The 13,123-nt window shown below is 71.2% G+C and carries 12 protein-coding genes; 3 read left to right on the top strand and 9 right to left on the bottom strand.

Features of this window, described 5'->3' with window-relative positions; translation table 11 throughout:
* Nucleotides 1–4 precede the first annotated feature (4 nt).
* The 3 genes from ACK8CO_RS11375 to ACK8CO_RS11365 form a co-directional block, all read right to left on the bottom strand.
* Nucleotides 5–649, bottom strand: coding sequence for a MotA/TolQ/ExbB proton channel family protein (locus ACK8CO_RS11375; RefSeq protein ID WP_414896695.1), 645 nt, complete (start codon nt 647–649; stop codon nt 5–7).
* A gap of 52 nt (nt 650–701) precedes the next feature.
* Nucleotides 702–1,175 (bottom strand): hypothetical protein, encoded by a 474-nt coding sequence (locus ACK8CO_RS11370; protein WP_414896694.1) that lies wholly within the window; start codon nt 1,173–1,175, stop codon nt 702–704.
* A 90-nt stretch (nt 1,176–1,265) separates the two neighbouring features.
* On the bottom strand, nt 1,266–1,787 hold the full coding sequence (locus ACK8CO_RS11365; protein WP_414896693.1) for a hypothetical protein: 522 nt from the start codon (nt 1,785–1,787) through the stop codon (nt 1,266–1,268).
* A 167-nt stretch (nt 1,788–1,954) separates the two neighbouring features.
* Here ACK8CO_RS11365 and ACK8CO_RS11360 point away from each other — a divergent pair, with 167 nt between their 5' ends.
* From ACK8CO_RS11360 to ACK8CO_RS11350, 3 genes are all read left to right on the top strand, one after another.
* Complete coding sequence (locus tag ACK8CO_RS11360; RefSeq protein WP_196774417.1) at nt 1,955–2,380, top strand: DUF1036 domain-containing protein; 426 nt, start codon at nt 1,955–1,957, stop codon at nt 2,378–2,380.
* 132 nt (nt 2,381–2,512) lie between these two features.
* Nucleotides 2,513–3,256 carry a peptidoglycan-binding domain-containing protein gene (locus ACK8CO_RS11355; RefSeq protein ID WP_414896692.1) on the top strand — a complete coding sequence of 248 codons (744 nt, stop codon included), beginning with the start codon at nt 2,513–2,515 and terminating at the stop codon, nt 3,254–3,256.
* Entirely contained in the window at nt 3,253–5,037 is a 1,785-nt protein-coding gene (locus ACK8CO_RS11350; protein WP_414896691.1) for a hypothetical protein, read from the top strand. The genes ACK8CO_RS11355 and ACK8CO_RS11350 overlap by 4 nt, the downstream gene beginning before the upstream one ends.
* A 57-nt stretch (nt 5,038–5,094) precedes the next feature.
* On the opposite strand, the gene ACK8CO_RS11345 is transcribed toward ACK8CO_RS11350, so the two are convergent.
* The 6 genes from ACK8CO_RS11345 to ACK8CO_RS11320 all read right to left on the bottom strand — a co-directional run bounded on the left by ACK8CO_RS11345 (nt 5,095) and on the right by ACK8CO_RS11320 (nt 13,075).
* Nucleotides 5,095–6,147, bottom strand: coding sequence for a hypothetical protein (locus ACK8CO_RS11345; RefSeq protein ID WP_414896690.1), 1,053 nt, complete (start codon nt 6,145–6,147; stop codon nt 5,095–5,097).
* Nucleotides 6,144–8,867 carry a type VI secretion system ATPase TssH gene (gene tssH, locus ACK8CO_RS11340; protein ID WP_414896689.1) on the bottom strand — a complete coding sequence of 908 codons (2,724 nt, stop codon included), beginning with the start codon at nt 8,865–8,867 and terminating at the stop codon, nt 6,144–6,146. Before tssH ends, ACK8CO_RS11345 begins: the two co-directional genes overlap by 4 nt.
* A gap of 29 nt (nt 8,868–8,896) precedes the next feature.
* On the bottom strand, nt 8,897–9,955 hold the full coding sequence (gene tssG / locus ACK8CO_RS11335; RefSeq protein ID WP_414896688.1) for a type VI secretion system baseplate subunit TssG: 1,059 nt from the start codon (nt 9,953–9,955) through the stop codon (nt 8,897–8,899).
* Nucleotides 9,952–11,880 carry a type VI secretion system baseplate subunit TssF gene (gene tssF / locus ACK8CO_RS11330; RefSeq protein ID WP_414896687.1) on the bottom strand — a complete coding sequence of 643 codons (1,929 nt, stop codon included), beginning with the start codon at nt 11,878–11,880 and terminating at the stop codon, nt 9,952–9,954. Before tssF ends, tssG begins: the two co-directional genes overlap by 4 nt.
* Entirely contained in the window at nt 11,877–12,470 is a 594-nt protein-coding gene (tssE, locus tag ACK8CO_RS11325) for a type VI secretion system baseplate subunit TssE (RefSeq protein ID WP_080618223.1), read from the bottom strand. The genes tssF and tssE overlap by 4 nt, the downstream gene beginning before the upstream one ends.
* 107 nt (nt 12,471–12,577) lie before the next feature.
* Nucleotides 12,578–13,075 carry an Hcp family type VI secretion system effector gene (locus ACK8CO_RS11320; protein ID WP_080618222.1) on the bottom strand — a complete coding sequence of 166 codons (498 nt, stop codon included), beginning with the start codon at nt 13,073–13,075 and terminating at the stop codon, nt 12,578–12,580.
* Nucleotides 13,076–13,123 lie beyond the last annotated feature (48 nt).

Below are 13,123 nucleotides of genomic sequence, written 5' to 3'. Positions count from 1 at the left end.
CGGTTCAGACCCCGCCGTCGGAATCGACCCGGCCATAGATCGCGGCCGAGATCGCCGCCTCGAGCAGCGTGCGCTCGGCCTCGATCCGGCCCTCGAACCAGGTCACCAGCGCATTGGCGATCAGCGCCAGGGCAAGCCCCGCCGCAGTCGTGGTCAGCGCCGTCCAGATCCCGCCCGCAAGGCTGGCCGGATCGGCCGCATCGGCGGCCAGCGACAGCGCCGAGAAGGCGTCGATCATGCCGACCACGGTGCCCAGCAGCCCCAGCATCGGTGCCGAGCTCACGATCAGTTCCAGCGCGCGCATACGCTCGCCCATCCGCGCCAGCTCGATCAGCGCGGTCTGGCGGCCCAGCTCCTCGGCATAGCCGGTCTCGCCCGGCCGCGCCTGCGCCGCCGACATCACCGCGCGCAGCACCCGGCCCAGCACGGCCCGCCCGGCCACGGCCCGCTCCATCGCCTCCTCGACCCGGCCCGACAACCAGCAGTCCAGCACCGTCTCGGCCAGCGCCCGGCGGCCGACGCCCATGCGGCGGAACTGCCAGGCCTTCCAGATCGAGATCGTCAGCGCCATCACCGACAGCACCCCGAGCGCGGCGAAGACCGCAAGCGTGGCAGGCGTCAGCAGACCGGACTCGGACAGGTTGGGCATGGGAGATTCTCCTCAGGGCGCGGCGGGGGGAAGGGGCGGAGGGCCGGGAATGTCAGAGACCGAACTGGATCGCGCCGCGGGCGCGGGTCTCGAGCCCGTCGAGGCAGACCGCGCTTTGGGCGCCGTCTTCCGACCGGACGCAGCCCGGCGCGGCATTGACCACGATCCGCGAAATCGCGTCGCAGGGCTGGTCGGGCATGTCGAACTGCACGACGCGGGTCTTGCCCGGGGCCATCGCCCCGAAATCGAGCACCAGAAGCTGGCTGACGATCCCTTCGGCATCGAAGATCGCGACCTCATAGGCGATCTCGGACAGGCCGGTCTCGCTGCGATTGGTGGCGACATAGGTCAGGCGGCAGGCGCCGGCGGGGGTATCGGCGGCGGCGTTCAACTCAAGCAACATCCCCGAGGCAGCCCCGGAGGCTCCCTGGGCAAGGACGGGCCCGGGCGCAGCCAGGAGCAGGGCCAGCACCGGGGCCGCGGCCAGCGTGCTCGGCAGCGGAACGAAACGCGGAAGACGGATCATGAAAGCCTCTCGGATCGGGCGGGTCGCGCAACCTTTGCAAAAGAAACCGGCGCCCGAGTCAACCGCAACCGCGCCGCAGAGGGGCCGGGATCAGCGGTAGACACCGATCAGATAATGCGCGCTGTCGACCTCTTCCGGCAGGGGGGACCCGGCCGCGGCCTCGTGGCGGAACGGCGGGCGCGGCGGTGGCGCCATATCGGCCGCCGCATCCGGGCGGGCCGCCAGCCGGGGAAGATCGATCGAGACAAGCTCGGGGCCGTCGCCGCGTGGCTGCAGGGCGGATCCCGGAAGCGCCGGCCTCATCGGCGCGGCCCTCTCGGGCAGGACCGGCTCGGGCCGCGCCGGTTCGGTGGCCCCGCCCCTCGGCCCTGCCCCCGCGGGAACCGCCGGGACCGTGCGCCGCAGGAACACCGGCAGCGCCGGATCGCCCGGCTCGGCGCAGGCAAGGCGGGCGCCCTCGACCGGTGTTCCGGCAGGCAGGACGGCCGCAGGCACAACCGCAGCGGGCGCCGAAGCCGCCGTCCGGCGCTCCGAAACCAGACCATGGCCGAGAGCCAGAGCGAGGCCGCCCGCGACCGTCAGGCCGACCAGCAGCGAAGCGAGTGCAGTCATGCGTATCATGCAGCAATGGCTAGCAGATTCCTCCGCCGCGCACAGCCGCCAAGCGCCGGACCCAGAGCCGGTCGGCCGGTCTTTGCCAATCGCCGCCGCGGCGGGGGCTTGCCTTGGCCCCTGCCCCCGTGCTTTGCCCGAAGACGCCCGCGCCCCGAGGAATGCCGATGCCCCGCGCCCCGCACGCCTGTCTGGTCCCGCTTTGTGCCCTGCTCTCGACCCTGCTGGCGGCCGCCCCGGCCATGGCCGGGTTTTCGGTCTGCAACCGCAGCCTCGACGAGGTCAATCTCGCCCTCGGCCAGCCCGGCGATGACGGCTTCGGGACCTCGGGCTGGTGGCTGATCGGGCCCGGCGAATGCGCAAGCCCGCTCGACCGGCCGCTCGGGGCGCGCTTTCTCTATGTCTTCGCGCTGGACGCCTTCGGCCGGGTGCTGCTGGAGGGCGCCACCCCTATGTGCGTCGGCCCGGGCCGGTTCGAGATCCGCGGCGCGACAGATTGCCTGACCCGCGGCTATCTCGAGGCCCGCTTCCGCGAAATCGATACCCGCAATGCCGACGATTTCACGCTGACGCTGCATCCTGCCCCCGACTGAGCGGCCCCCGGTGAGCCGCCGGGTGATCGGCCCTGAGTGATCGGCCGCGCGAAGGCGACACACGCCCCGGCTGCATCCCGAGCGGAATCGCGCTATGGACGCCACAGCAACGAAGGCAGGACGAGAGCCGGGATGAGAATCGGAGAACATGCCAGGACAGGCTGGCCCGCCGCGGCGGGGCTGGCCGTGTGGCTGTTGCCCGCGATCGCGCTGGCCAGCGAAACCCCGGGCGCGGCCGCCGCCCCGGCAGACGGCGCGCCCGTTCCGCGCCGCGTCGCCCCCGTCCGGCTGGCCCCCGCCGCGCCCGCCGCTCCGGTTCTGAGCGCGCGCCCCGAGACCCCGGCGGTCGAGATCTTCACCCCGCCGCCGCGCGAAAGCCTCGCCGCCCTGCCCCGCGCCGAGGGCCTGCCCGAACCCTCGGTCATCGTCGGGCTGATCGCGCCCGAGGCCGACGATCTGCCGATCTGGTCGGACCTCGCCACCCGTACCCGGCTGAGGCAGGACGACCCCGAAGCCTTTGCCCGCCTGGTCGCGGCAGGCGCGCTCGATCCGCCCGAGGACGCCCTGCCCCGCGCGATCCAGACCGAGCTGGCGCGGATGAACTGCTATCGCGGCGGCATCGACGGGCTCTGGGGCGAGGGCTCGCGCGCGGCCGTCGCGCGCTATTTCGCCGAACGCGGGCTGGGCCCGGCGCCGGGCGCGCCCTCGCCCGGGCTGTTCCGCCGGATCGTCGCGGCCGAAGACGTGGCCTGTCCCGCCCCGCCCGCGCCCGCGGCCGCGCGCACGGCGACGCCGCGGCGTCAGAGCGCGCCCGAGCCATCCGACGGCCCGCCGCCGCAGATCCGGCTGGCGCCCGCGCTGGGGGTGTTCCGGTGAACCCGCCCGGTTTCGGCGTCGATCCCGCCTTCCGGGCCGCCGCCGCCCGCGCCCGGGCCCGGCGGCGGCGGCGGCTGGTGCGGCCGGTTCTTCTGGGCCTGCTTGCGCTGGGGCTGAGCGCGGCCGGATGGCGGCTGAGCCGCGACGGTCCCGCAGCGCCGCCCCCGGCCATCGCGACCGGCGACGATCTCGCCATGGTGCCCGAGGCCGAGCCGGATCCACAAACGCCTGCGCCCCCCGACCCGTCGCTGGCGCTGCGCGGGCTGCCGCGCGATCCGATGGTGCTGCGGCTCTCGGCCGGGCCTTCGGCCCCGGCCCGGACCCTGCCCGGGCCACCGGGCTTTGCGCCGGGGCGCGCGGGCCCGCCCGCCCCCGACCGGCTGACCCTGATCGAGGCCGGGCTTGGCGCGGGCAGCGGACCGCGCGCGCTCGATCCGCCCTCGAGCCGCGAGGATCTGGCGCTTTACCAGGCTCGCCGCAGCCGCGCCCTGGCCCGGGCCGGAGGCCTCAGCATCCCGCCCGGCACAACGCCCGGCACTGCGCCCGACACTGCACCCGGCGATCTTGCCCTCGGCCTTTTGCCCGAGGCCGCCCGGCAGCCCTTCTTCGCCGACAGCCTGCTCCGGCTCGGCCCCGGCATCGATCTGGCCGCGGCGCTGAGCCGGGCCGGGCTCGGGCCCGAGGCGGGCCGCGCCGCGGTCGGGGCGCTGCCGGCGCTGTCCGGGCAGCCGCTCCTGGCCGCGCTGCGGCTCCGTCCCGGCGGCCCCCGAAACCGGGCCGGGCCCGAAACCGGAGCCGAAACCGGTGCCGAGCTGCTGCAACTGTCGCTTTACGGCGCCGAGGGCTATCTGACGACGCTGGCCCGGCTTGGTGCCGGGCGCTATGCCCGCGCCGCCGATCCCTGGGCCGAGCGCGATCTGGCCGCCGAAAGCCGGGCCGCGCCCACGGCCCCGCCCCGGCTGCTCGACGCGGTCTACAGCGCGGCACTCGGCGCCGGGCTCGGCCCCGACCTGACCGGCGAGATGATCGTGCTGCTGGCGCAGCGGATGGATCTGGGCCGCCCGGCCTCGCCCGAGGACCGGCTGCGGGTGCTTTACGCGACCCGGCCGGGGCCGGGCGGCGCGGCGCGGCTGTTCTATGTCGGGCTTGACGGGCGCAGCAGCTGCTATGTGTTGCCGATGCCAGAAGGCGGCCATGCCTGCGCCGGGGCCGGAACGCTTACCGGAGCCACGGCCGCGATCGACGGCGATGCCGCGGTCGAGACCCTCGTCGCCCGCATCGTCCATGTCGAAAGCGGCGGGCGGTCGGATGCAAAGAACCCCAGATCCAGCGCGCTCGGGCTTGGCCAGTTCATCTCCTCGACCTGGCTGCGGATGATGCGCGAGCACCATCCCGAGCTGACCGCGCGGATGGATCGTGCCGCGCTGCTGGCGCTTCGGACCGATCCGGTCCTGAGTGTCGAGATGGTCTATGCGCTGGCCCGCGAGAATGCCGCCTACCTGGCCGCCCGGGGCCATGGACTGACCCCGGGACGGCTGTATCTGGCGCATTTCCTCGGCGCCGAGGGTGCCGACCGCGCGCTTTCCGCCGATCCCGGGGCCGGGGTGGCCAAGGTCATGGGCACGGCCGTCGTCGCCGCCAACCCGTTCCTGACCGGCAAGACCATCGGCGAGCTTCTGGCCTGGGCCGACCGCAAGATGACCGGCACCGCCCCCGCCGTGGTCTCGCCCGAGATCCGCCGCTACCGCGAGACCGTCGACGCGATCCTCGCCACCGGCTGACCCCCGGCCGAGACGCTGTGCGAAACGCGACCCGAGGCGCAGTCCGAGATGCGGGGCTCAGAGCCGCCGCATCACCTCGCGCATCACCCAGAGGCTGGCCGTGTCGCGCGCCTGCGACTGCGCCGCACGCGCCGCCGCCACCCGTCCGGTCTGCGCTGCCGCGTCGGCGGCGGGCGTGGTGCCGCCCGGGCTGACCTTCAGCGCCTCCTGGGCAAGCTTGCCGCCCATCTCGGACAGGAAGGGATAGGCGCGGTTCGACATCTGCCCGCCATGGCTGTCCACCAGCCGGACCGCGCCGCGCAGGCGCTGGCCCATCCAGCGGCTGTTCTCGCGCGCCAGCGCCCCAAGGGCCTGACCGCTGACCTGGTTGATCAGGGCCGCCCGCAGCGCCTGTTCCAGCGTGGCGTCGTTGACATAGATGCCCTCGAAGGTCTCGGCGCCGGTGTCGATCCCGAGGCTCATCGCCGCGGTCATGGTCGGCGTCGCCCCCGCGGCCGTCGCCACCCCGGTGATCTGGCGGGTCCCCAGCGGCAGCAGGAACAGCCCGCCCTTGATCGCCGCCTTCGAGGCCGAGCCGGTATCCTGATAGGTCGCGGTTGCCGACAGCCCCGCCCCCGCACCCGAGGCCACGGCGATGGTGGTGCCGCCGGTCGCGACGGTGGCGATCACGCCTAGCGTCAGCACCGAGGTGTCGCGCACCCCCTTGGCCACCTTGATCGCGGTTTCGGCATGGTCGATGGCAGCCTGGTTGATGTCCTGGGCCGAGCGGTAGACCGACTGGTTGGCGCTCATCAGACGGTCGGTCTCGCGGCGGATCCCGATCAGATAGGACTGCGCATCATCGACCGCGCCCAGCATCAGGGTGGCGAAGCGGCGACCCTCGATCTCCTCGATCTCGGTCTTGCGCGCCAGCATCCGGTTGACGTCGGTTTCGACATTGGCAAGCTCGCGCGCAAGATAAAGCTTCTGGATCAGGCTGTCGCGCGAGGTCACGACACGTGTCGTCTCGTTCATCGCCCTGAGCCGGGCATAATGGGCGATCAGGCGCAGGGCGGCCTCCTGGTCATAGCTCCAGCTGACGCCCGCATCGTCGACAAAACATTGGGTCACGCGTTTCCTCCTTCGAAACTGTAGGCCAGCGCGCCGTCTTTCAGCAGGATCTCGACCCGCGCGATGCCCTCGCCTGACACCATCCGCCCCAGCACCTCGCGCGAGAGGTCGGGCAGGATGGTATTGGTGATGATATTGTCGATCATCCGACCGCCGCTGTCGGGGTCGCGGCACTGATCGACGATATGGTCCATGACTTCGTCGCCATAGACAAGCTCGGCGCCATGGGCGCCCCGCATCCGGGCCTCGACCGCCGCCAGCTTCAGCCGGACGATGGCCGCCAGCCCCTCGGCCGAGAGCGGCAGATAGGGGATCGAGACCACCCGGCCCAGCAGTGCGGGCGGGAAGACCTCGAGCTGGCGCGGTTTCAGCGCCGCCGTGACCTCGTCCAGATCGGGCCGCGTCCGGCCGTCCTCGGCCATCGCCATGATGGTGTCGGTGCCCACATTCGAGGTCAGCAGGATCAGGGTGTTGCGGAAATCGATGCGGCGGCCGTTGCCATCCTCCATCCAGCCCTTGTCGAAGACCTGGAAGAAGATCTCGTGCACATCGGGATGCGCCTTCTCGACCTCGTCGAGCAGCACCACCGAATAGGGCTTGCGCCGCACCGCCTCGGTCAGCCGCCCGCCCTCGCCATAGCCGACATAGCCGGGCGGCGCGCCCTTCAGAAGGCTGACCGTATGGGCCTCCTGGAACTCGGACATGTTGATGGTGATCATGTTCTGCGCGCCGCCATACAGCGCCTCGGCCAGCGCGATGGCGGTCTCGGTCTTGCCGACGCCCGAAGGCCCGCACAGCATGAACACTCCGATCGGTTTCTCGGGATTGGCCAGCCCCGCGCGCGAGGTCTCGATCCGCCGGGCGATGGCGGCCAGGGCATGGTCCTGCCCCACCACCCGCTCGCGCAGATGATCCTTCAGGGTCAGGACCGCCTGCAGCTCGTCCCGCACCATCCGCCCGGTCGGGATGCCGGTCCAGTCCGAGATCACCTGGGCCACGGTCTGGGCGCCGACATGGGGCTCGACCATCCGGGTCTCGGGATCCCCCGCCTCAAGCGTGGCAAGACGTTCATGCATCTCGGCGCGCAAGGCATCGATATCGAGCGGCTCTTTGTCCTCGCCCGGCTCGCCGTCATCCGTCCCGGCCGCACCAGCCATGTCTTCAGCGGCAGCGCCCTCACCCGCACCCGCGATCCGGGCGCGGAGCCCGAGGATCTGCTCGACCAGAGCCTTCTGCTCGTCGTGAAGCTCTTCCAGCCGGACCAGATCCGCGGCGGCTTCGGCGCGTTCGGCCTCCAGCTCGGCGATCCGCTCGCCCGCATCCTCGCCCAGATCCTGCGCCCCGCGCTTGGCGGCGATCTCGCTGTCCAGCGCGTCGATCCGGGCCTTCAGATCCTCGATCCGCGCGGGCACCGAGGCCTGGCTGACCGCCACCCGCGCCGCGGCCGTGTCCAGCAGCGAGACCGCCTTGTCCGGCAGCTGCCGCGCCGGGATATAGCGCTGCGACAGCTGGACGGCGGCCACCACCGCCTCGTCCGAGATCCGTACGCCGTGATGGGCCTCCATCGGGCCGAGAATGCCGCGCAGCATCGCGCAGCAGGTCTCGACATCGGGCTCGTCGACGGTGACCGGCTGGAAACGCCGGGTCAGGGCCGGGTCCTTCTCGATATGCTGGCGGTATTCCGACCAGGTGGTCGCGGCGATGGTGCGCAGCGTGCCCCGCGCCAGCGCCGGTTTCAGCAGGTTGGCGGCATCGCCTGTGCCCGCCTGCCCGCCCGCGCCGATCAGGGTATGGGCCTCGTCGATGAACAGGATGATCGGCACATCCGAGGCCTGCACCTCGTCGATCACCGATTTCAGCCGCTGTTCGAACTCGCCCCGCATCGAGGCCCCGGCCTGCATCGACTGGATGTCGAGCATGTAAAGCCGCGTGCCCTTCAGCCTGGGCGGCACCTCGCCCGCGGCCAGCTTCTGGGCAAAGCCCTCGACCACGGCCGTCTTGCCGACCCCGGCCTCGCCGGTCAGGATCGGGTTGTTCTGGCGGCGGCGCAGAAGCGCGTCGATCACCTGCCGGATCTCGTCATCGCGCCCGACGACGCGGTCGAGCCGCCCGGCCTCGGCCTCGGCGGTCATGTCCTGCGCGAAGCGGCCCAGGGCCGACTGCCCGCCGCTGCGCCCGGCCGCCCCCTCGGCGCCCTCGCCGCGCGCGGTCAGCCCCGAGCCATCCATCGGGCGCATGCCCTCTTCCTCGGAGGCGGCCCAGAGGCTGCGCGACTCCTGCCCCAGCCGCTCGACCGGGATCTCGGCGAAGACCTTCGACAGCTGCAGCAGATGGCGCTTGAGCCCCGGATCGTTCAGAAGCGCGGTCAGCACATGGCCGGTCCGGATCTGGGCCTCGCCGAAGAACAGCGTGGCATAGGTCCAGGCATGGTTCAGCGCATCCGACAGCACCTCGGAAATGCCGGGCGTCTCGGTCACGTTCTTCTGCAAGGCGGCCATCGCCCCGTCGAGATCGCGCAGCACCCGGCCGCGGTCGAGCCCCAGCTCGTTCAGCGTGACCGAGATGTCGGCATTCTGGTTCGAGACCGAATGGAACAGCCAGTGGCAAAGATCGACATGGCGGTTCTTCTCGCCCCGGGCATGGCGCATGCCCTGCAGGAAGGCGTCGTATCCGGCACGGTTCATCTTGCCGGCATAGGTCTCGATGGTGATCTCGGTCATGTCTCGTCAGGCTCTTTCGGATCTTCGTGTCAGGCCGCGACGGCGGCGGGGGCCGCGGCTGCGGGCCGGGGGGCATCGTGCTCGCGATTCAGGTCGAACCGCGCGATATGGACCATCTGGTCGGGGTTCTCGGGATCGGGCGCGAGGCAGGCCATCCAGCCCAGCCGGGCCGAGCGGCCCAGCACGGCGGGCACCACCTTGGGCTGGGGCAGCCACAGGGCGGCCTCGATCTCGAGGCTGTCGCCCAGATACCAGCGGCAGATCTCGGCCAGCTCGCGATTGTCGGGACCGCCGGGCAGGAAGCGGTCGAAGGCGGCCATGTCGGGCACGTGCAGATGCACCCGGATCCGGTCGCTGATCGTGCGCGCCCGCGCGCCCAGATGGGCGTCGCGCCCGATGCGCGCCGCCCCCAGCCCCAGCCGGGTTTCGGTCCCGGGCTCGAAGTCGAGCCAGCCCGGCACCATCTCCTCGATCCCGACCCGCGCCCGGCCCTCGAAATGCAGCCCCAGCATCTGGCGCAGGCGGACCGGGCTTTTGACCCGCCCCGCGGCCAGCGGCACCAGCCGGGCCAGCGCGGTATCGGGCAGCCTGCCCCGGTCGCGGAAGGCCGGCGTCGCGGTCCCGGCAAAGGCCAGCAGATAGCCCTGGAAACGGTCATCGGGATGGTCGAACTGGGTGATCGGGCGGGCATCGGACCAGGCCCGGAAGAACAGCTCCTGAAACCGTTCGGTGAAGATGTCGGTGAAGGCGGTGAAGCTCTCGTCGCCCGCCTCGAACCAGCGCTGGACCTCTTCGGTCCAGGCCAGGGGCAGCGCACCGAAGGCGCCGTAAAAACCCAGGAACTGCGCCCTGTAGGACGGCCGGGCGCGCCCGTCCCGCCCCGCCCGCGACAGATCCGAGGCCGGGAAGGCCAGGAACGGATCCTGCCCCAGCCGGACCACCGCCTCGGCGGCGCGGGCATTGCGCCCGATCCGGGGCGCGTCGGGGGCGGCGCGTTCAAGTGCCCGGAGCGCCGCGAACAGCCCCACCCCCTCGGCCGCTGTCGCCTCGGCCGCGCGTCGGTCGGAAAAGCTCTCGCCCGCCGTCACAGGATCGGCCCGCTGCCCGAGCGCGGCGGCCAGGTCCGGATCGCGCCGCGCTGCACCGAGGCGACGCGGACCTGGGTGAAGCTGTTCACCGCGGCATATTCCGACAGGAAGCGGTCGAGCACCGCGCCGATCAGCATCACGCCCGTGCTCTCGTAATCGCTTTCATCGAAGCTCAGCGAAATCTCGGTGCCGCGCGCCAGGTGATAGCCGTCGGCCATGGCGACCGAGCGCGTCACCGGCCGGGTCTCGACCGAACGCAGCCCGCGCACCCCGGCCTCGGCCGCGCTGTCCGAGAAATCGGCGAACAGCGCCAGCATCTCGCGCAGCGCCGCCGCGCTGTCGCCGTCCTGTCGCCCGCCCAGCCCGAACTGGTTCAGCGACAGATACGAGATCAGCCGCCAGTAGACATCGCCCGCCCCCGCGCGCGGACCCGCGCCCGGATCGGCCCGGCCCAGCGGGTTGCGCGGCGGCGTCGGCCCGGCCCGGCAGGCCAGCGACACGGTGACATCGTCGGTCATGTGGAAATCGCCCTCGCTGCCCGCGATCGGCAGCTCGGCGGGCAGATGCCGGTTGGAACAGAGCGCGCGGACCTGCAGCCGCTGGATATCGTCGCCGCCATCGGGCTCGTAGATCGAGATGAAGGTCTCGGTGCCGCGATAGCGATTGCGCGCCGGGCCGAAGCGAAGCTCGCGCGCGGTCAGGCGCCGGGGCTTGCGCCGCGCGGTGTAGTAAAGCGTCCGGCGCGGATCCTGCCCGCCCTCGGGCAGCGCGTAAAGCGGCTGCACCCGCTCCTTGCTGCGATGGGTGGCGTAATGGGCCTGCACATCGAGAATATCGAGCAGCTCGTAATGGGTCACGGGCGTCGCATTTGGCGTGACCACATATTCATGCTGCTTGCGGTCGATCCGCACGGTCGAGGACATCTCCTCGAACAGGTTCACGGCAGGCGCGCAGTTCAGCGCGATATCGCCCTCGGACAGCCGCTCGGCCAGGCGCGGATCGGCGCGGTCGAATTCGACGATCACCTGAACCTCGGACCCGCGCAGCCGGGGCAGATGCGCGGCCAGCCCGTTGATGCGGAAGCCGAGGAACTTGCGCGGGAAGACGAAATATTCGCGCAGCAGGGCGAAGCCGTCGAAAAGCCGCGTGTGATGCGGGAAAAGCCGCTCGTCGGGATCGAAGCCCACCTGTTCCAGACAATCGGGCGGCAGCCGCGCGAAGACCGGATCGCCCTGAGCATCGAGCCAGCGCAGCGAGACCCTGAGGCTGCGCGCGAAGATCTGTTCATACAGCGCCACCGCCTCGGCCATCGGCCCGGTCAGGTGCAGATCGAGCCGGTCGAGCGCCAGCTCGGCAAGCGGCGCCGTGCCGTCGGCCTGCCCCGACGGCGCGATCCGCGCCAGATCGAGCACCAGCCCGGCCTTGGTGCCCTCGGCAATCTCCTGCCCCAGCGCGCCCACCGGCCCCGCGCCCGACAGGTAGCGCAGCCCCGACAGCTTCAGCGGCCAGATCGTAAGCGGCGCCGCCAGCGAGAACCGGCAGGCGATGCGCTTGTCGGCATCGCGAAAGCGCGCATCCATATAGGCGCCGGGCGCGAAGCGCAGCCCCTTGACGATGTCGGAATTCCCGGCCGGAACCGAGGCCTCGACCAGCATCGCCGAGGGCGTGGGCGCCAGCGCATCGGGAAAGACCTGATCCAGCAGCGCCTCGGTGAAGCCGCGGAACTCGTCCTGCAGCTTGAGCTGCACCCGCGCGGCGAGGAAGGCCGAGCCCTCCAGCAGCCCCGCGACGGTGGGGTCGAGATTGTCGGCCATCAGCCCGCCCAGCCGGTCGGCAAGGCCTGGATAGTCGCGGGCGAATTCGGCGGTGCGTTCCTTCAGCAGCGCCAGCTCGCGGTTATAGGTGTCGCGCAGCGCCGGGTTCACGACCGCATCCTCAGGTCCGACATGTCCATCTTGCCCGCGCCCAGATCGACCTCGGCATCGAAGCCCACCGACAGATCGACCGGGTCGCCGGTCAGCTCGCCCTCGACAGTGACCGACAGGCGCTGGCCGCTGTCGCCATTGGCATCGACCACCCGGACCTCGAGCGTACCGGGCAGAAAGCGCGGCTCGTGGCGCAACAGCGACTCGCGGATCGATTCGACGATGGCGGGGCTGTGAAACTCGGCCGGCGAGACCGAGGACAGGTCGCGGAAACCGTAATTCAGGATCGAGTTCGCCACATGCGGCGCGTCGCTCAGATCGGTCGCGGCATCGAGCCGGATGGTGTTCAGCAGCGCATCCAGATCGGCCTGCAGATGGGCGCGCAGGATGCTGGCCGAAACCCCCTCGCGGCGCGGCTTCGAGCGGGCCGAGACCTCGGTCTCGCCATTCTCGGCGGGCCGGTTCGCGCGCCGCGCGTCATGTTCCTCATGGGCCGAACGGAAGATCTGGAAGATCGAGATCTTGGCGCGGTCCCGGTCGCGCCAGGCCTCACGGGCCCCGGGCCCGGTCTCCTGCGGAGGTCCGGCCATTGCCTCTCCTGATGCTGGTTGCAAGACCCGGCCCGCGGCCGGTCAGGGAAAAAGGCGGAGGCCGGAAATCCGGCCCCTGCCCATTCTGCGTCCGACGCGTCTTCGCCTCAGGCCGCCCATTCCTTGTTCTCGGCGATCTCCCAGCCGGCGGTGCTTTCGGGACCGGCGCCGCCGGTTTCCTCCTGCATGGTGTAGGTCACCTGGAAGGCACGGAAGTTCAGCGTCAGGGTTTCCTGCACACGGTCCAGACCGTCCTTCGAGCCGCCGGTGACATAGGAGGTGATCATCACGTCCTTGAGGTCGATCTTGAGATAGTCGACCGGAGCCGAGCCGCCCGACTTGCGCACCACCAGCTGACCGCCGGTGATATGCTCGCCCGAGCAGCAGCGCTTGATCAGGTCATGGGTCGCGGCATCGACATATTTGGTGACGGTGATGTCCTGCACGTCGACCTTGCCGCCGCCGCCGCCGTGACCGATATGGGTCGTGCCGGACTGGCTCAGACCCCAGTTCCAGGACAGCACGTCGATCCAGTCCTTGTGTTTGTCATCCAGGGATTCGCCCTTGATGTTGTTTTCCAGTTTCAGGAAGCAATCGATGGCCATTGCGCGGTACCTCACTCTAATTGCGCGTTCAGGGATGGCGGTCGGGGT

Source organism: Rhodovulum sp. HP10, from assembly GCF_047553435.1.
In the GTDB taxonomy this organism is placed as follows: Bacteria; Pseudomonadota; Alphaproteobacteria; order Rhodobacterales; family Rhodobacteraceae; genus Rhodovulum.
This window is presented reverse-complemented; position numbering and strand designations above follow the sequence as displayed.